Origin of the sequence: Stenotrophomonas sp. S39 (genome assembly GCF_016624665.1) — a bacterium.
In the GTDB taxonomy this organism is placed as follows: Bacteria; Pseudomonadota; Gammaproteobacteria; order Xanthomonadales; family Xanthomonadaceae; genus Stenotrophomonas.
In genome coordinates, this window is record NZ_JACVTT010000009.1 from 32,236 (window position 1) to 49,303 (window position 17,068).

Sequence of the window (17,068 nt, forward strand, 5' to 3'; positions counted from 1 at the left end):
CAGCAGTGCAGTAAAAGCGTGTTACCGGCGTGTGCTCTCTCTCTCCCACACGCCACCGAAGCCCGGCCTTGCGCCGGGCTTCTTTTTTGTGGATTACGGTTGCGCTTCCACCAGGCCCAGCCGCAGCAGGCTCTCGGCGGTGGCCACGATGGCGTCCTCGCGCGAACGCGGTGCCCAGCCCAGCAGGCGCTGCGCCTTTTCGCTGGTGGCGTTCATCGTGCGGCCCAGCAGCGGCACCGAACCGCGCAGCGCTGGGTCCTTCAGCGCACCCAGGCGTACCACCCAGTTGGGGATGACCCGCGTGCTGACCTTGTCGGCGGCCGCGCCCAGGCGCTGTTTCAGGACCTGCGCGACTTCACCCAGCCACAGGCTGTCGCCGGCAATGGCGATGAAGCGCTCGCCATTGGCCGCAGGATGGGTCATCGCGCGCAGGTGCAGGTCGGCCACGTCGCGGACATCGACGAAGCCGCAGTTGATCTTCGGCGACCCCTTCTGCCCCTGCAGCAGGTTGCGCACCAGGCGGATGGAATGTGAGTAGTCGCCGCCCAGCACCGGGCCGAGCACGGCGGTGGGATTGACCACCGACAGCTGCAGGCCGTTGCCCTCGCGCGCAATGAAGTCCCACGCAGCGCGCTCGGACAGGGTCTTGGACTTCTGGTACAGCCAGACATCGCCGGACAGATCGCTCCAGTCGGTTTCATTGAAGGGCCGGCCGATGTCGCCGTGGCCGGCGCAGATGGCACCGAAGGCGGAGGTCAGCACCACCCGCTGCACGCCGGCATCGCGCGCGGCACGCAGCACGCGCAGGTTGCCGTCCACGGCCGGGCGCACCCATTGCTCCTCGCGGGTCTGTTCGCCGGTGGGCGTGGGCGAGGCGCCATGCATCACATGGCTGCAACCCGCAACGGCTTCGGCCCAGCCCTCGTCGCGGCCGAGGTCGGCCACCACGAAGCTGAGGCGATCGCCCGGTTCGGCGCCGCCGACCTTCAGCTGCTGGCGCACCTCCGCCTCGCGCGACAGTGAGCGCACCGTGGTGCGGACGTCGTAGCCGGCCGCGAGCAGGGCCAGGATGCAGTGCTGGGCGATGAAGCCGGTACCACCGGTCACCAGGACGGTCGTTTTCATGGGAACTCTCCAGATACGTGGGGGATGGGCAAGCCACCCCGACGGGGATCCGGCGGTGCAGGTGGCTATGTCTACAGCTGTATACATGCGTTGCCCGCCATTGTCTACAGTTGTATACTTAACGCATGAACACGCCCGCCGCACCGTCTGCCAGCAAGCCCCGCCAACGTGATGCTGAAGCCACCCGCGAGGCGATCCTGGTCTCTGCCCGCCGGGCCTTCGCCCAGTCCGGCTATGACGGCGCCGGCGTGCGTGAAATCGCGGCCGGGGCCGGGGTGACGGCGATGATGGTCAACCGCTACTTCGGTTCGAAGGAGCAGCTGTTCGCGGAGGTGGTGGAGGACACCATGACCCAGGGCAGCCTGATTGCCGGCGGCATCATGGACCAGCCGGAACCGGGCAAAGCGCTGGCGCGCGCGCTGGTGAAGATGACCCGCGCCGACGCCACGCCCATGGATGGCTTCCTGATCACTTTCCATTCCGCATCCAGCCCGCTGGCAGCGGAGATCGGCCGCGACAAGATCGCCGCGCACCACCTGAAAACGGTAGCCGCCTCGCTGCAGGGCACGCAGCGGGCCGAGCGCGCCGCGCTCATCCTGGCGATGATTTCCGGCTTCCAGGTGATGCGGCAGATGATCGCGTTGCCGGCCCTCGCCCATGCCGACGAGGATGAGCTGGCCGAGCTGCTGGGCACGGTGTTCGAGCGCCTGATCCAGCGGCCCGCATCCGGGCCGTAGGATCAGTTCACCGGCTTGCCGTAACTTTCGGCGAGGATGGCCTTGTACTCGGCCAGTGACGGCAGGCCCATGGCGCTGCGCCGCGCGTCCAGGCCGGGCATGTCCTCGGTAGGGCGCAACTGCATCGCGCCGTCGTCGCCCTGCACGAACTGGCTGCCGTAGCGCTGCGGCTTGCCCTGCGCCACCAGCACGCGGTCGGTGAGCAGGGCCACGTCGGCACGGTCGGCCTCATCTGCCTTGGCGGCGTGTTCGATCAATGGCAGCACCTGGGCCTGGAATCCAGGATCCTGGTCGGCGTGCTGCACCAGCAGCCAGGCTGCCTTGGCGCCATCGCGGCCGACCTTTGAACGGGTTGGCCAGCCCTTCTCGGCGATCACGGTCTTCAGCCACTCCGCATTGGCCTTGGCCACGGGCAGGGTGCTCTTGAAGGCCTCGCCGCCGCCAGCCGCGATCGCTGCATGCTGCGCGGCCTGGTCACGCGCTTCACGGTCGAGCAGTTCCTTGCGCAACGGTTCGTCCATCTGTGCGGCACGCTGCTTCTGCATCGCTTCGGCACGCGCCAGCATCTGTGGCCACGCCGGTTCGGCACGCAGGGCATTCAGGCCGGGGCGATCCTTGTGCAGCAGGTCGTCGAGGGGCAGGCGGTCCTGGCCCAGCAGCGCGACGACGTAGGCCATCGCTGCGGCGTGGTCGCCGGCGGCGGCGGTGCATTCGACCAGCAACAACTCGCCGCCATCGGGAAAGCTTGCCCCGTTGCGATACATCGCGCCGAGGGTATCGGCGCAGCCCTTGAAGTCGTCGTTGCCGTAGCGCTGCACTGCGTCGAAAAAGCTGCCGGTGTCGGCGGCGCAGGCGCCGTTGGCCGTGCCCAGCAGCAGCGCAAGCAGTGCCGGCGCCAGGCGGGTCATGCGGATCGATGCCATCGTGTCTTCCTCCATGAAGGGGCGCAGACCCTGTCAGCACAGGCATCCGGCCAGGTAAGCGCAGTGTGCCAGCGTTGGCCGCTACGCGCCTGCCTGCGCCACAATGCGCCATGGCCTTCGATCCCAGCGCAACCTCCCTTGCCGGCACTGGTGCGGCTTACCAGGAGCACCCTGCGCCGGCCGCGCTGCGCGGCGCCTTCGGCCAACTGTGGCAGAGCCAGTTGGATGCCGATGCCAGCGGCAGCATCACCGTGCTGCCCGATGGCTGCGTGGACATCCTGTGGCGGAACGGCGTGCTGTTCGCTGTCGGTCCCGACCGCGTTGCCGCGCACCCGCAGCTGGCGCCGGGGGCACAGGTACTGGGCGCGCGCTTCCAGCCGGGGCAGGCCCAGGCCGCGCTCGGTATTTCGTTGGCAGACATGCTGGGCCAGGCGATTCCGTTGGCCGAGCTGAAGGGCCGTTGGGCCAAGGATGTGGCCGATGCAGTGGGCGATGCACCGCCACACCGGCGCATGCAGCGGTTGGCGACCCTGCTGCACCCCCACATGGGGCAGCCGACCGATGACCTCGCGGCACGACGGGCGAAGGCCCTGTTCCGTGGTCTGGCCGAGGGCAGCAGCATCGACGCTCTCGCCGAGCACCTGGACCTGCACCCGCGATCGCTGCGCCGCCTCAGCCAGCAGCAGTTCGGCTACGGGGCGAAGACCCTGCAGCGCATCCTGCGCCTGCAACGCTTCCTGCGCGGCTGCCGCAGCGATGCGACGTTGGCCATGGCCGCGCGTGCTGCAGATGCCGGCTATGCCGACCAGGCCCACCTCTCGCGGGACGCGCGTGAACTGGCCGGGATGACGGCCACTGCCCTGTGGCTGCAGTGGACACGCTGACTGTCCGTTTCGTTCAAGACCCTGCGCCGCTGCTGGTCGATGCTGCGCGCTCCCAGCAGGAGCGCCACCATGAGCCACACCCCTGACCGCGACGCCGAGCGCCGCATCGACAACATCGAGTTCAACGTCGCCGACATCGCGCGCAGCAAACACTTCTACGCGCAGGTGTTCGGTTGGCGCTACACCGATTACGGCCCGGCCTACACCGAGTTCGACGATGGTCGCCTGAAGGGCGGCTTCGTGGCCGACGCGCCGGTGCGTGCGCAGGGCGGAGCGCTGGTCATCCTCTACTGCGCCGATCTGGCCGCGGCCGAACAGCGCGTTCTGGCAGCCGGAGGTGACGTGGTACAGCCGGTGTTCGCTTTCCCCGGTGGCCGCAGATTCCACTTCCGCGATCTGGATGGCTACGAGCTGGCAGTCTGGAGCGACATGGACTGAAGCGTGCAGTAGCGCCACGCCGCGCGGGGCTGCTTCCCCATCCACGCATGGCGTGGATCTACTACAGTTGTGCTTCCAGCTCGGCCAGACGGTCCAGCCGCCGCTGCCGGCGGCGGCCAGCCCAGGCGCCGGCCAGTGCTGCCACCACGACGACCGCGCCGTTCAACCACAGGTTCAGCGCCCAGGTCTGAGGCGGCAGTGCACCGGGGGTGTCGGGTCCCGCCTGCATCGCGGTGAGCGCCATCCACACCAACCCCGCCCAGACTGCCAGGGAAAGCCAGATGTTGACCCGCCAGATCTGCATCGAGATGCGCGCGCGCTGGCGCTCGAACGCCAGCAGTGCGGCCGGAGCCAGGCCGCGGCTGCGCCACTGTCGCCGCCGCTGCACGAAGATCCAGCCAGCCACGGCCAGCACGAACGCGATCAGGCCCCACAGCAGACCATGCGCGATCAGCTTGCGCGGATCGAGCAGGGCGCGGACGCAGTTGGCCACGGCCACCACGGTGATCAGCAGTTCAATGGCCGATCGCAGGCGGATCCAGCGGCTGCGACGCTCCGCCTCGCGCTGCAGTGCGGCCACATCCACCGCGGGTGGGGCGGGCTGCTGCTGCCACAGGGCCTGCAGGTCGCTCCACTCCGGGTTGTCGGTTGCCGGTTTCATCGGGTGCCTCCCATCCGCTCACGTAGTTGCCGGCGTGCGCGGCTCAGGCGCTGGGCAACGGTGTTCTCTTCAAGGGCCAGTGCCTGGCCGATCTCGCGCTGCGAAAAGCCCTCCAGGGCAAGAAGCACTACCTGGCGCAGGCCCAATGGCAGCTGCTGTACCGCCCGCAGCAGGGTGTCCTGCTGCTGGGCGCGCGCGGCCTGCTGCTGAGGGTCTGCATCGGGATCGGGAAGGTGGTCGTCCAGCGCGCTGCCGCGATGGCGCTGCTCACTGGCCAGTGCATCCATCGCACGGTTGTGCGCCACCCGCGCGATGAAGGCGCGCAGCGTGCCTTCCTCGCCACGCCAGCGTGGCAGCGCCTGCCACAAGGCGATGCTGATCTCCTGCAGCAGATCGTCGCGACGCGCCGGCTCGCGCGCGTAGCCGCCGGCCATGCGTGCGAGCAGGGGCCAATGCGCCTGCAGCACCTCTGCGATGTCGATGGACTGCGTCCTGCCCACCCGCGCTCCTCAGCCGATGCCGTCCGCGAAGGCGTCGCGGTAGATCCAATAGGATACGTAGCCGAGAAGCAGCAGGGGCAGCAGCAGCCACGGCTGGTACGGCAGCGCCAGCAGCAGCACCGCATTGAGCAGCAGGTAGGCACCGAGCGGACGCCAGCCTTCGCGCAGCAGCCGCAGGTTGTCGCGCAGGGCAGCCCGTGCAGGGATGCCATCCAGCAGCGCACGCGGCAGTGTGGTCAGCAGCAGCATGCCCAGCGGCAGGCCGCTGGCCAGCACCAGGGCGATCTGCAGGCGAGTGACCGTGGTGGCCAGCACCGCGCTGTCACCCAGAGCGAAGGCACCCGCGGCCGCAGGCCCGGCCAGCACGCCGGCCATCGCCACCTGGCCGGCGAAGACCACTGCCGAGAGCAGCGCCAGTACCGCGACCGTCGCGGGACGTGCACGCAGCCGGCGGCCAGCCTGCAGCGGCGCGAAGCGCCCACCGCGGACGAACTGATCCAGCATCAGCAGGGCCCACATCGATACCACTGGCACCACCAGCTTGGACACCACGACGCCGGCGACCGGCACGCCCAGCTGCAGCACGAGTTCCACCAGCATCGGCAGCAGCGCCAGCAGGAACAGCCGCAGCGGTGCGCGCCGCAGCATGCCCGCGCTGCGCGCAAGCCAGTGCAGGAGGCGACCGGTGGGCCAGCGGCGGCCTGGTAGAACGGTACTGGCGGCGATGTCCGGGGCGTGCATGCGGGCTCCAAGCGGCGTGTAGTGATGATTGAAGACGCCGCCGGCGGAAAAAACCTGACATCGATCTGCACCGCTCCCACGCTCCAGTAGAGCCATGCCATGCGTGGATGCTCTCCCCAGCCACGCATGGCGTGGCTCTACTGCAGCTCCACCATCTGCAGGGGTGGTTCCGCTAGAATCGCCCGCACTTCGCCCCGCGCGACGCGCCCGCCCCACGCCAGCAGGATGTACCGTGAATTCCCAGCCCGCACCGATCACCGCCCTCAACCACACCCTCGACAACGAGCCGCAGCAGATCACCGCGCCGTTGACCCACTCGGCCGCGTTCCTGGTGCTGAAGGTGAAGGACGATGCCGGTTCCATCGCCAGGGTGCGCGAGGTGCTGGGCAGCAGCGATGACCTGATCAAGAACACCGCCATCCGCGATATCGAGCGCACCTTCACCTGCAACGTGGCCATCGGCCACCGCGTGTGGGAGCCGTTGGTGGGCACCGCGCCGCCGCGCGAGCTGAAGCCGTTCCGCGAGATCAAGGGCGCCACGCATACCGCCGTGTCCACCCCGGGTGACCTGCTGTACCACGTGCGTGCGCGCACGATGGACCTGATCGTGGCCTTCGAGCGCAACCTGCTGATGGCCTTCGGCGATGCCGTGGAAACGGTCGATGACGTGGCCGGCTTCCGCTACTTCGATGGCCGTGACCTGCTGGACTTCGTCGATGGCACGGCCAACCCGGAAGGGCTGTCGCTGCCCGAAGCCACCATCGTCGGCGACGAAGACCCCGAGCATGCCGGCGGCAGTTACGTGGTGGTGCAGAAGTACCTGCACAACCTCGATGCCTGGCGCGCCCAGAAGACCGAGGCGCAGGAGGCCATCATCGGCCGTACCAAGCACGACAACATCGAACTTGACGATGCCCCGGCCGACGCGCAGAAATCGCACAAGACGCTCTGCACCATCGAGGATGCCGATGGCGAGCACGAGATCCTGCGCGACAACATGCCCTTCGCCAACCCGGGCCGCGGCGAGTACGGCACCTACTTCATCGGTTACACGCGCCGCCTGTGGGTGATCGAGCAGATGCTCGAGCGCATGTTCATCGGCAACCCCGCGCCGCTGCACGACCGCATCCTGGATTTCTCCACCGCCACCACCGGCGTCACCTTCTTCGCGCCCTCGCGCAAGGTGCTGGCCGACCTGGGCGACTGACCCTCACGCCACGCGTGAAGGCCATGTCCAGTAGAGCCACGCCATGCGTGGATGAGCGTCCGGTAGATGCCAACCTTGGTTGGCAGAAGCACGCCAACCAAGGTTGGCGACTACCGAAGCTCCTGCTCGCGCGCCGCAGCGCTCCACGCGCGCAGGCCGAATGCGGCCAGGCCCAGGAAGAACACGTACAGCGCCGCGGTCACGTGCAGCGACTTGAACAGGTACGCGCCCACATAGACCACGTCCACCGCGATCCACACCCACCAGCACGCCACATGGCGGCGCGCCTGCCACCACTGGCCGACCAGGCTGAGCGCGGTCAACATCGCATCCAGCCACGGCAGCGCCGCATCGGTGAAGGTGTGCATGGCGGTGCCCAGGGCGATGCCACCGCACAGGCCGATGGCCAGGTCGCGCAACGCCTTGCCGCGCGCCAGCGGCACGATGCGGATGCTGCCCTCGTCGGCAGCATGCTGGCGCCAGTTGATCCAGCCATAGACCAGGAAGCCGCCGAAGGCGACCTGCAGCAGCGTGTCCGAGTACAGCTTGGCCTCGGCGAACACCAGGCCGTACAGCGCCACCGACAGCAGGCCCACCGGCCACGCCACCAGCCGCCGCCGGGCCATCAGCCAGACGCCGAGCACGCTGCACAGCGCGGCGGTCCACTCGAGCAGGACGCCGCTCACAGCGCGAACGTCACCGACAGGCGGGCCTGCCGCGGTGCGCCGGGGAACAGGTAGTAATCACCACCGCTGCTGCCGGTATCGCGCCAGTAGAAGCGGTTGAACACGTTGTCCACCGACAGGTTCCAGGTCACGGCACGCTCATGCAGACGATGCTGGAAGCGCAGGCCGGCGTCGAACACCGAGTAGTCCGGCGCGCGCACGGCACCATCGGCGCGGGCGACGTTGGAGGAGGCATAGCGCCAGCCGCCGGTCACGTCCAGGCCCTGCACGAAGGGCAGCGCATAGGCCAGGTGCACGCTGGCGCGCACCTTGGGCACGTTCACCAGCTGGTGGCCTTCATAGGCCGGCGTGCCGGCATCGCGCGCACGCGCCTGCAGCACGCTGGCACTGGCCACGATCTGCAGGGCATCGGTCAGCTGGCCGTTGGCGGTCAGCTCCAGGCCGGTGTGGGTCTGCGTGCCCTGCTGCACGAAGGTGTAGCCGGCCTCGCTGTCGTCCGGCTGGGCGAACTGATACGGCTGGGCGATGCGGAACAGTGCCGCGCCCACGGTCAGTGTGTCGGCCGGCACGTACTTCACGCCCACCTCCAGCTGCCGCGACTGCACCGACGGCAGGAATTCATCGGCATTGGAGGTCCAGAACGGGGCCTCCTGGCCCAGCGAGATGCCGCGCACGTAGCTGCCGTAGACGTTGAGCTGGTCATTGGCCTTCCACACCAGCGCGGTCTGCGGCAGGAAGCGCGACAGGCGGCTCTGCCGCTGCGGGGTGCCGCGCTTGTCATAGGCACGCTCGTCCAGGCGCACGAAGCGGCCACCGGCCAGCCACTGCCAGTCATCGCCGAGGCTGATGCGGTCCAGCGCGAACACGGACGTCTGGCGGCTGTCGAGGCGGCGTGCGGAGGGGCCGGGCTGCAGCGGCGAGGGCGCGTACACCGGCACCTGTGCGTCGTGGATGTTGGCGCTGCCCACGTACTCGTTGACGCTGGGGCGGCGGTCGACGGTGCGGCGGAAATGGTCGGCGCCGATGGTCAGTTCGTGGCTGATGCTGCCGGTATCGAAGCGGCCGCGCAGTTCGGCGCGCGCCTGCTGGTTGCGGCGGGTGTCGTCCAGGCTGCGGTAGTCGTAGATGTCGTAGTCGCCATTGGGCGCGAAGTAGTTGCCCGGCGTGCTGCCATCGGCGCACTGCGCGGTGTAGTAGCAGCCATAGGCGAAGGCCACGTTGTCATCGATGACCGAGCGGCTGTAGCCCACCGACACCCGCGACTGCCAACGCTCGTTGAAATCGTAGGTGTGCAGCGCGGTGATGTTGGTGCTGGCGATATCCACCGGCCGCTGCCACGGCTGGTAGCCCAGCAGGTGCTTGCGGTCGACGCCGCGCGGCAGCTCGCTGGCGCCCAGCAGCTGGTAGCCGGACACCGAGCGCTGCGTGCTGGTCTGGTAGTTGGCATCCACTTCCAGCTTGCCGCGTTCGCCGATCAGCCAGTCCGCCGCCAGCGAGTAGAAATTGCGGTTGCCATCGGCATGCTCGACGTAGGAATTGCTGGCATCCCAGGCGGCATTGAGGCGCACGCCAAACCGCGGCGTGATCCAGTGGCCGATATCGGCGGCGACATAGCGCGAGCCTTCCGAATCGGTGCCCAGGGTGACGGTACGCACTTCGGCCGGGCGCTTGCCCACGTAGTTGATGATGCCGCCCGGAGCCATCACGCCGGCGGCCAGGCCCGCTTCACCCTTGAGGATCTGCACTTCCTGCACGTTCTCCAGCGCCAGGCGCTGTTCGCCGGCGATGGCCAGGCCGTTGAAGCGGTAGCCGGTCGCGGCATCCAGGGCAAAGCCGCGGATGGCGATGTTCTGGTAGTAGCCGACCGGCGCGTAGGCATCGCCCAGCGACGCATCGTTGCTGGCCAGCTCGGACAGCGAACGCACCTGGCGGCGGTCGAGGTAGTCGCGGTCCAGCACGTTCACCGAGGCCGGCGTGTCCTGCCAGCTGCCGCCACCGAAGGCATTGGCGCGCGAGGTATCGCCGGCGGGTTTGCCGGCCTGCACGCGCACGGCGGCCAGTTCGGTCGGCGTGCGTTCGGCGCCGGGGGCGGCCGCGTCGGGCGACGCCTCGGCTGCGCTGGCGTGCAGCGGCAGGGCGGCGCAGAGGGCAAGGGCGAGCAGGGTGGGGCGCAGGCAGCGGTTCATTCGGTTCGTCTTCTGACAGCAAGGGAGACGAAGCGACGGCGCACGGACGCACCTGCCCGGACCGGGGGTGCGACTGCTGCTCAAAGCTCCCTACGCCGGTGCAAACCGGATCAGGTTCCAAGGGACTCTCTCAGCCTGGCAATCCAGGCACCCCCGCTTCAGGTGACCATTTCACTACAAATGCCGGCGATTTGCGAGCCAGGGGGGGGGGGGGGGGGGGGCGGGCGGGGGGGGGGCCCCCCCCCCCCCCCCCCCCCCCCCCCCCCCCCCCCCCGACGCCGTGCCCGCCGGGAATGGGGTCACAGCCCTTCCCGTTGGGAAGGGATCCGACCCCAGCACCTGACCTCACGCGGCCGCGCGCAGCGCCTGCAGCAAGGCCTGGCCGGCCTTCGAGTGGAACCATGCCGGATGCCCCAGCATGAACGGCTGCCACGCCACGTCGGCATTGGCGGTGGAGCCGGTGATGCCTTCGAAATACTCCACTTCGGACAGTGCGAAGTCGAAGTGGACCATCGGCAGCAGGTCGGCCAGCAGCTGCACGCGCGCGGCCGACAGTGGCAGCACCTCGCGGTAGCCCTGCAGCAGGGCCAGGGCGATGTCGATGCGCACGGCGTCGGCACCACGCTCCAGTTCCAGCCAGGCCACCGCATTGCGCTCAATGGCCGTAGCCAGGTCGAACAGCGCGCTGGTGGGCGAGGCCAGGCCGAAATCCAGCACGGTGGCCACCGCGCCGTCGGCATCCCACAGCAGGTTGGAGACGTGCCAGTCGTTGTGGGCCCACAGCCGTGGCTCATCACGCAGGCGCGCCGCCAGGCCCGCATGCCAGGGCAGCACGTCGGCGCGCAGCTGCGCCTGCCAGGGAATGCGCGCCAGGTAGCGGGCCAGCCCAGGCCGGTTTGGCAGGTCGGCCTGCAGCGCGGCAATGGGGTCATCGGCGCGGATCAGGTCATCGCGCGCCACCAGGATGTGGGTGCTGCGCTGGGGCGCCGCGTAGCTGGCCGACGCCTGGTGCAGGCGCGCCAGCATGCGCCCGGCCTGCCGCGCCTGCGCGCTGTCGGTCAGCAGCGACCACGACACCGCGTCGCGGTACAGGTCCGCGCCGGCACCGGCCGCATGCAGTTCATAGGTCCACGGCCCGTGTTCGACCGCCGTAGCACCGTCAGCGGCGGCCAGGACCTGCACCACCGGCACGCCGTGTGCGGCCAGGTGGGCGATGAAGTGGTGTTCTTCCTGCAGGCAGGCGGCGCTGCGCACGCTGTGGTGGTGGCGCTTGATGAACACCCGGCCCATCGCGCCTTCGATGATCGCCGCTGCCGACAGCGGGCGCGGGCTGTGCCAGTGCAGCGTGCTGTCCGCGGCCAGCGCCGGGTACCGGGTGCGCAGCCACGCGACTTCGTCGGCGCTGATCGCCGGCCAGTCGGCAGCGACCTCGTCGTTGTTGAGGCCCTGCACGCGATGGGGGGAAGAAGTCATGCCGCAGCCGCTGCCCGGAAAGGAATCACCAAGGCTGCGCATTCAACGCCATGGGCGCGGCGGACGCAACCGGCGGGCGGCGAACGAAAACGGGCAGGTCAGCGACCTGCCCGTTGCCTGGATCACCAGGGAATGCTGCGCTTACCAGCCGCGATGACGGCCACGGTCGTGGTAATGGCGGCGGTCATGGCCACGGTCGTGGTAGCCGCGGCTGTAACCACGGTTGTAGCCGCGGTCGTAACGACGGTTGTCATAGCGACGGTCGTAGCGGCGGTCGTGGTGGTCCTTGGTGGTCAGGTTGCCGATCGCACCACCGGCCACGGCGCCGCCGACGGTCGCGGTCGGGTCACCGTTGGAGATCAGATGGCCGGCCACGCCGCCCACCACCGCACCGACCACGGTGCGCTTGTCCTTCCTCGACATCGCGCTGGCATCGCTGACCACGGCCACGCCGGCCAGCAGGGCAAGCGCCATCGCCAGGCCACGGAAGCTGATTGCGGACGTACTGATCATGTTCGGTTCTCCTGTCTGGGCATGCCACGGTGGGCAGGGAGGGCGGGGGCGCCCCGGCTGCCGTGATGTCCACGCTGGGCTTCCAACATTGTCGGAACATTGCGCGTGGACACCGTGCGGCGTGCGCATTCATCTAGCGTCAAACGGCATGAAGCCTGCCTGAAAGTTCAATCGCCAGAGGGGAAGGATTCAGATTTTGCCGTCACGCAGGTAGTCGAACAGCTCGGCGTCGCCCTTCAGCCCCAGCTTGAGCATCGCATCGCCCTTCTGCCGGCTGATGGTGCTGACGCTCTTGTGCAGCTGCACGGAAATTTCCTTCACCGTCATTCCGGTGCCCAGCAGGCGCAGCACTTCCACTTCGCGTGGCGACAGCGGCTTGCCATCGCCCTCGCGCATGCGCCAGCTGCCCGCTTCCTCCACCCGCTCGCGCAGGCTGCGGCTGATGTAGGGCTGGCCGCGATACACCGTCTGGATGGCCTGCGGCAGTTCGTCCATCGACGAGCCCTTGTCGACCAGGCCGAGCACGCCGCTGTCCAGCACCATGCGCAGGATGGCCAGGTTGTTGGACACGCTCAGCATCAGCACCGGCAGGTCGGGGTAGCGCCGGCGGATCATGCCGATCATCGCGAAGCCATCGGCCTGCGCGCTGCCGGGCATCGAGTAGTCGGTCACCAGCATGTCGCAGGGCTGGCTGGCCAGCACGGCCATCAGGGCCTGCACGCTTTCCGCTTCGCCGACGACCCGGCCCACGCCGCTGGATTCGATCACGGCACGGGTGCCGATGCGTACTACCGGGTGGTCGTCTGCGATGATGATGCGCAAGGTCATGCTCTAGTATGGCCTTTCAGGCGGTGCCGGCCGCGAGCTGCACGGTACCCGGCGGGTTTCTGGGAGAACGTCGCAGATGCGGAACCGGGCAGTACGTGGATGGGCCTTCCTGCTGGGGCTGCTGGGCCTGTGCGCGCTGGCGCAGGCGGCACCCGGGGCATTGCTGCTCAGTCCGCAGGATCGCGCCTACCTTGCCGCACATCCGGTCATCGTCGTCGGCCAGTATGACAGTGGCTGGCCCCCGTTCGAATCACTCAAGGACGGTCAACAGGTAGGACTGGGCCCAGATTATCTGTCGCTTTTCGCACGTCAACTGGGTGTGAAGGTTGAAGCGCGCCAATACCCGGACTGGAGTGCCGTGCTGGATGCGGCGTGCCGCGGCGAAATCGACGTGGTGATGAACGTCGCCCTCAACGCCGACCGCGCGAACTGCCTGGTCTCGACCGCCGCCTACGCCGAAGCGCCCTTGGCGCTGGTAGGCCGCGCGGGGGATCTGCGTTCGTCGAGCAACCCCGACCTGGACGATCTGCGCGTGGTGATCGAGCGCGATTTCCTCACCGGGCCGCAGATCCGGGCCCGGTACCCGCGGGCGCGCCAGATTGTCGCGGACGATACATCTGCGGCCCTCCAGATGGTCAAAGACGACAAGGCCGATGTCTTCATCGGCAATGCCTACGTCGCGACCGCGCTGATTGCGCGCTCGTCGCTGCACGGGGTGGTGCTGCTGCGCCCCAGCGATCTGCCGCCGGAGCGGCTGCACTTCGCCGTCCCCGCGGTGAAGCAGCCCTTGGCCGACGCACTGGATGTGGCCCTGGCCGGTACCAGCCAGGCACAGCGCGATGCCTTTGCACGGCACTGGCTGCCCACGCCGCAATGGTCCGCGTCGGCACAGCTGGCCCTGAGCCAGGCCGAGAAGCAGGTCCTCCAGCAGCGGGTGAAGATCGCCTACCCGCCCAATGCGCCGCCGCTGTCGTTCGCCGACCGGTACCGGCAGCCGGGCGGGCTGGCAGGCCAGTTCCTGCAGCGCCTGGAGGCGGCGGGTGCCACGCTGGACATCGAAGACAGCCACGATTGGTACGACGCCCGCGAGAAAGCCCGTCGCGGCGAGCTCAATGCGGTGATGGGCATTCCCAACGACTCGCATTACCTGGGGCCGGACTGGATCTTCAGCCAGCCCTATCTCACGGTTCCCAATGTGATCGTGTCAGCCATCAACGGGCCGCCGGTGCTGGGCCTGGGGGATCTGCGCGGCAAGCGCGTGCTGTTGTCCGACCCGGACAGGCTGCGGGCGCGGGTGCTGCAGGAGGCCCCCGATGCCAGGATCATCGCTGCGCGCAGCGCCGAACAGGCCCTGCAGCGCCTGGAGGCCGGCGATGCCGACGTCTATGTCGGCAATCTTTCGCTGGTCGATCACCTGCTGCGCAGCCGCTTCAGCGGGCACCTGCAGATTGCGGCGCCGGCCGGCTTCAACGACCAGATGGCGCTGGCGGTGGATCGCGACCATGCCGCCCTGGCCACGGTCTTCGACCGCCTGCTGCTGCAGATGGGGGAGGACGAGAAGCAGGCGCTGCGCGATCAGCTGCTCGCCACCGATGCCCGGCACGGGTTCGCGCTGCATGGTGGCATGGGCTGGAGCCTGCCCATCCTGCTGGTGCTGCTGACCGGTGCACTGGTGCATGCGATCGGCTACGTGCGCCTGCGCCGCGAAGTGGCCGTCCGCCGTGACGTCGAGCAGCGCCTGGCGGAGGTGAGTGACAACCTGCCGGCGGTGGTCTACCAGGCCCGCCATGATGCCCGAGGCCGGCTCAGTTTTCCGTTCATCGCGGGCGACATGCAGCCCCTGTTCGGCATCACCGGCGACACGGCGATGGCCGATGCCGGCGCGCTGCTGGCCTGCATCGATGAAGCGGACCGCGAGCACCTGATGCGCACGATCGAGGTCGCCAAGCGCAACTTCGCCCCGCTCGCGCTGGAATTCCGCGTGCAGCCCGTGGGCCTGCCCCCCTGCTGGGTGCGCACCGAAGCCCACCCCTATTCGGCCGAGGCAGGCGCGGTGACCTGGAGCGGCTACTGGGTGGATGTGAGCGAGGCACGCGCGCAGGCCGATGCGCTGGCCGCGGCCACCCGCGAGGCGGAACAGGCGGTGGAAGCCAAGTCGCGCTTCCTGGCCACCATGAGCCACGAGATCCGCACGCCGATGAGCGGCGTGCTGGGCATGCTGGAAGTGCTCTCGCACTCGCCGCTGGACCAGGAACAGAAGCGCATCATCGGGGTGATCGAAGATTCGGCGCAGATGCTGCGGCAGATCCTCGATGACATCCTCGACTACTCGCGCATGGAGGCCGATGCGCTGCCGCTGGCGCCGGTACCGACGCCGCTGCGGCCGCTGCTGGAAAGCGTGTGCAGCCTGCTGTCGGCGCAGGCCACCGCGCGCGGCCTGGACCTGCAGGTGGAGATCGACCCGCGGCTGGCACCGGCGCACGAGGTCGATGGCGTGCGCCTGCGGCAGATCATCTTCAACCTGCTCAGCAACGCCATCAAGTTCACCGCGCAGGGCAGCGTGCGCCTGCAGGTGGATGTCCTCGGGGCCACCACCGCAGAGGGTGGCCAGCCGCTGCGGCTGAGCGTGTCGGACACCGGCATCGGCATCGCCGAGGCGCAGATCCCGCACCTGTTCGCGCCGTTTGCCCAGGCCGGCGCGCACATCCAGCGCGAACACGGCGGTACCGGCCTGGGCCTGAGCATCTGCCACCGGCTGGTGCAGAAGATGGGCGGTGACATTTCCCTGCAGAGCGTGCTGGGCCAGGGCACGCGGGTGGACGTGCTGCTGTCGCTGGTGGAGGCGCGCGCCGATGACGTGCAGGCGCTGCTGTCCGAACAGGAACAGACCGCGCTGCTGCCACCGGCGCTGCGCGAGGCGCGCGTGCTGGTGGTGGAGGACCACCCCACCAACCAGGCGATGATGGCCTGGCGCCTGCAGCAGCTGGGCGTACCGCATGCGCTGGTGGACGACGGCCAGCAGGCGCTGGACCGCCTGTCGGCCGAGCCCTTCGACCTGGTCATCACCGATTGCCGCATGCCGGTGCTGGATGGCTTTGCCTTCGCCCGCCTGCTGCGCGAGCGCGAAAGCCGCAACGGCCAGCCGCGCCTGCCGATCCTGGCATTGACCGCCAGCGTGGTCAGCGATGATGCACGGCGTTGCCGCGAGTCCGGCATGGACGACGTGCTGGCCAAGCCGCTGTCGCTGGCCACGCTGCGGCAGGCACTGCTGCGCTGGCTGCCACAGGCGGCGGCACTGCAGGTGGAGGTGGCGGACGCCGCGCCGGCGCCCGCTGCAGAGGTGCCGGAGACAGCGGAACTGCCTGACCTGGCCGCCCTGCAGCAGCGCTTCGGCTCACTGCAGGTGGCCACCCAGCTGCGCGACAGCCTGCTGCAGGCCAGTACGGCGGACATCGCGCAGCTGCAGCGCGCGCTGGGCGAAGCGGACCGCGCCGGTGCGATCCAGCAGCTGCACCGCATGGCCGGCGCGCTGGGTGCGGTGGGCGCACGTGGCCTGGCCGAGCGCGCGGCGGCGCTGGAACAGCAGCTGCAGCAGGCCAGCGATACCGACGCGGCTCCGGCGCTGCAGCAGGTGGGCGCGTTCGTGCAGCACCTGCAGCAGCAGCTGCAGCGCCTGGCCCCCTGAGCCGCCGGTTACCGCGGGGCCGGTGGCTGCGCGGCCTGCTCCTGCAGGAAGGCAATCACCAACGCGCGGCGTTCGGGGCTGGGGAAGGCGTTGTACATGCGCGTGCCCGGCACCACGTGGGTGGGCGACTGCAGGAAGGTATCCAGCGTCTGCGCGCTCCACACGAAACCGGCGCGGCGCATGCCATCGGAATAGGCGTAATCGGGCAGGCTGCCGGCGCGGCGGCCGATGACCCCGTGCAGGTTGGGGCCGAAGCGGTGGATGCCACCGGCGTTGACCGTGTGGCAGCCCGCACAGATCTCGAAGGCCTGCTGCTGGGCCTGCAGGCGCACCTGTTCGGGCGTCGGCGGTGCCGACGGCGTGCGCTGGCAGGCCGTGGTGGCCAGGGCGAGGGTCAGCAGCAGGGGCAGGCAGGCGCGCATGGGCGGGCAGGATAACGGTGTGCCCGCAGCAGCGGGCTGCGACATGCGGTCGCAGCCCG

General features: G+C 69.1%; 16 protein-coding genes and 1 riboswitch. Of the genes, 5 read left to right on the forward strand and 11 right to left on the reverse strand.

All coding sequences use genetic code 11. The annotated features are described in order from the left end of the window. Positions 1 to 93 precede the first annotated feature (93 nt). On the reverse strand, positions 94 to 1,125 hold the full coding sequence (locus IAE41_RS04655; RefSeq protein WP_200732274.1) for an aldehyde reductase: 1,032 nt from the start codon (positions 1,123 to 1,125) through the stop codon (positions 94 to 96). A 125-nt stretch (positions 1,126 to 1,250) separates the two neighbouring features. On the opposite strand from IAE41_RS04655, the gene IAE41_RS04660 reads away from it, so the two are divergent. Continuing rightward, positions 1,251 to 1,862, forward strand: a complete 612-nt coding sequence (locus IAE41_RS04660; protein ID WP_200732275.1) for a TetR/AcrR family transcriptional regulator — start codon at positions 1,251 to 1,253, stop codon at positions 1,860 to 1,862. A 2-nt stretch (positions 1,863 to 1,864) separates the two neighbouring features. Here IAE41_RS04660 and IAE41_RS04665 read toward each other — a convergent pair whose 3' ends face one another. Then, positions 1,865 to 2,785, reverse strand: a complete 921-nt coding sequence (locus IAE41_RS04665; RefSeq protein ID WP_200732276.1) for a DUF6624 domain-containing protein — start codon at positions 2,783 to 2,785, stop codon at positions 1,865 to 1,867. A 110-nt stretch (positions 2,786 to 2,895) separates the two neighbouring features. Between IAE41_RS04665 and IAE41_RS04670 the strand changes: the two genes are divergently transcribed. Together IAE41_RS04670 and IAE41_RS04675 are read left to right on the forward strand one after the other, a co-directional pair. Then, positions 2,896 to 3,669, forward strand: a complete 774-nt coding sequence (locus IAE41_RS04670; RefSeq protein WP_200732277.1) for a DUF6597 domain-containing transcriptional factor — start codon at positions 2,896 to 2,898, stop codon at positions 3,667 to 3,669. Positions 3,670 to 3,738: 69 nt separating this feature from the next. Then, on the forward strand, positions 3,739 to 4,107 hold the full coding sequence (locus tag IAE41_RS04675; protein WP_200732278.1) for a VOC family protein: 369 nt from the start codon (positions 3,739 to 3,741) through the stop codon (positions 4,105 to 4,107). A 61-nt stretch (positions 4,108 to 4,168) separates the two neighbouring features. Here the strand turns inward: IAE41_RS04675 and IAE41_RS04680 are convergent, their stop codons facing one another. Genes IAE41_RS04680 through IAE41_RS04690 form a run of 3 tightly spaced genes read right to left on the reverse strand, consistent with a single transcriptional unit; the run spans position 4,169 to position 6,009 of the window. After that, complete coding sequence (locus tag IAE41_RS04680) at positions 4,169 to 4,768, reverse strand: hypothetical protein (RefSeq protein WP_200732279.1); 600 nt, start codon at positions 4,766 to 4,768, stop codon at positions 4,169 to 4,171. Then, positions 4,765 to 5,268, reverse strand: a complete 504-nt coding sequence (locus IAE41_RS04685) for a sigma-70 family RNA polymerase sigma factor (protein WP_254051363.1) — start codon at positions 5,266 to 5,268, stop codon at positions 4,765 to 4,767. Before IAE41_RS04685 ends, IAE41_RS04680 begins: the two co-directional genes overlap by 4 nt. A gap of 9 nt (positions 5,269 to 5,277) precedes the next feature. Beyond that, the gene (locus IAE41_RS04690) at positions 5,278 to 6,009 is read right to left on the reverse strand and encodes a hypothetical protein (RefSeq protein WP_200732280.1); all 732 of its coding nucleotides are present in this window, start codon (positions 6,007 to 6,009) and stop codon (positions 5,278 to 5,280) included. A gap of 232 nt (positions 6,010 to 6,241) precedes the next feature. Here IAE41_RS04690 and IAE41_RS04695 point away from each other — a divergent pair, with 232 nt between their 5' ends. Next, the gene (locus IAE41_RS04695; RefSeq protein WP_108745697.1) at positions 6,242 to 7,216 is read left to right on the forward strand and encodes a Dyp-type peroxidase; all 975 of its coding nucleotides are present in this window, start codon (positions 6,242 to 6,244) and stop codon (positions 7,214 to 7,216) included. 110 nt (positions 7,217 to 7,326) lie between these two features. On the opposite strand, the gene pnuC is transcribed toward IAE41_RS04695, so the two are convergent. From pnuC to IAE41_RS04720, 5 genes are all read right to left on the reverse strand, one after another. Further along, positions 7,327 to 7,890: a nicotinamide riboside transporter PnuC gene (gene pnuC / locus IAE41_RS04700; protein ID WP_079225464.1), complete on the reverse strand. Its 564-nt coding sequence runs from the start codon at positions 7,888 to 7,890 to the stop codon at positions 7,327 to 7,329. Positions 7,891 to 7,898: 8 nt separating this feature from the next. Next, complete coding sequence (locus tag IAE41_RS04705; RefSeq protein WP_200732281.1) at positions 7,899 to 10,088, reverse strand: TonB-dependent siderophore receptor; 2,190 nt, start codon at positions 10,086 to 10,088, stop codon at positions 7,899 to 7,901. Between the two features lie 70 nt (positions 10,089 to 10,158). Further along, positions 10,159 to 10,253, reverse strand: a riboswitch (TPP riboswitch). 180 nt (positions 10,254 to 10,433) lie between these two features. Further along, the gene (locus IAE41_RS04710) at positions 10,434 to 11,561 is read right to left on the reverse strand and encodes a phosphotransferase (protein WP_200732282.1); all 1,128 of its coding nucleotides are present in this window, start codon (positions 11,559 to 11,561) and stop codon (positions 10,434 to 10,436) included. A gap of 141 nt (positions 11,562 to 11,702) precedes the next feature. Beyond that, the gene (locus IAE41_RS04715) at positions 11,703 to 12,074 is read right to left on the reverse strand and encodes a glycine zipper 2TM domain-containing protein (RefSeq protein ID WP_079224772.1); all 372 of its coding nucleotides are present in this window, start codon (positions 12,072 to 12,074) and stop codon (positions 11,703 to 11,705) included. Between the two features lie 189 nt (positions 12,075 to 12,263). Beyond that, on the reverse strand, positions 12,264 to 12,902 hold the full coding sequence (locus IAE41_RS04720; protein ID WP_108757972.1) for a response regulator: 639 nt from the start codon (positions 12,900 to 12,902) through the stop codon (positions 12,264 to 12,266). A 76-nt stretch (positions 12,903 to 12,978) separates the two neighbouring features. Between IAE41_RS04720 and IAE41_RS04725 the strand changes: the two genes are divergently transcribed. Further along, a complete protein-coding gene (locus IAE41_RS04725) occupies positions 12,979 to 16,587 on the forward strand; it encodes a transporter substrate-binding domain-containing protein (protein ID WP_200732283.1) in 3,609 nt (1,202 codons plus the stop codon). An 8-nt stretch (positions 16,588 to 16,595) separates the two neighbouring features. Here IAE41_RS04725 and IAE41_RS04730 read toward each other — a convergent pair whose 3' ends face one another. Further along, entirely contained in the window at positions 16,596 to 17,009 is a 414-nt protein-coding gene (locus IAE41_RS04730; RefSeq protein ID WP_200732284.1) for a c-type cytochrome, read from the reverse strand. Positions 17,010 to 17,068: the final 59 nt, after the last annotated feature.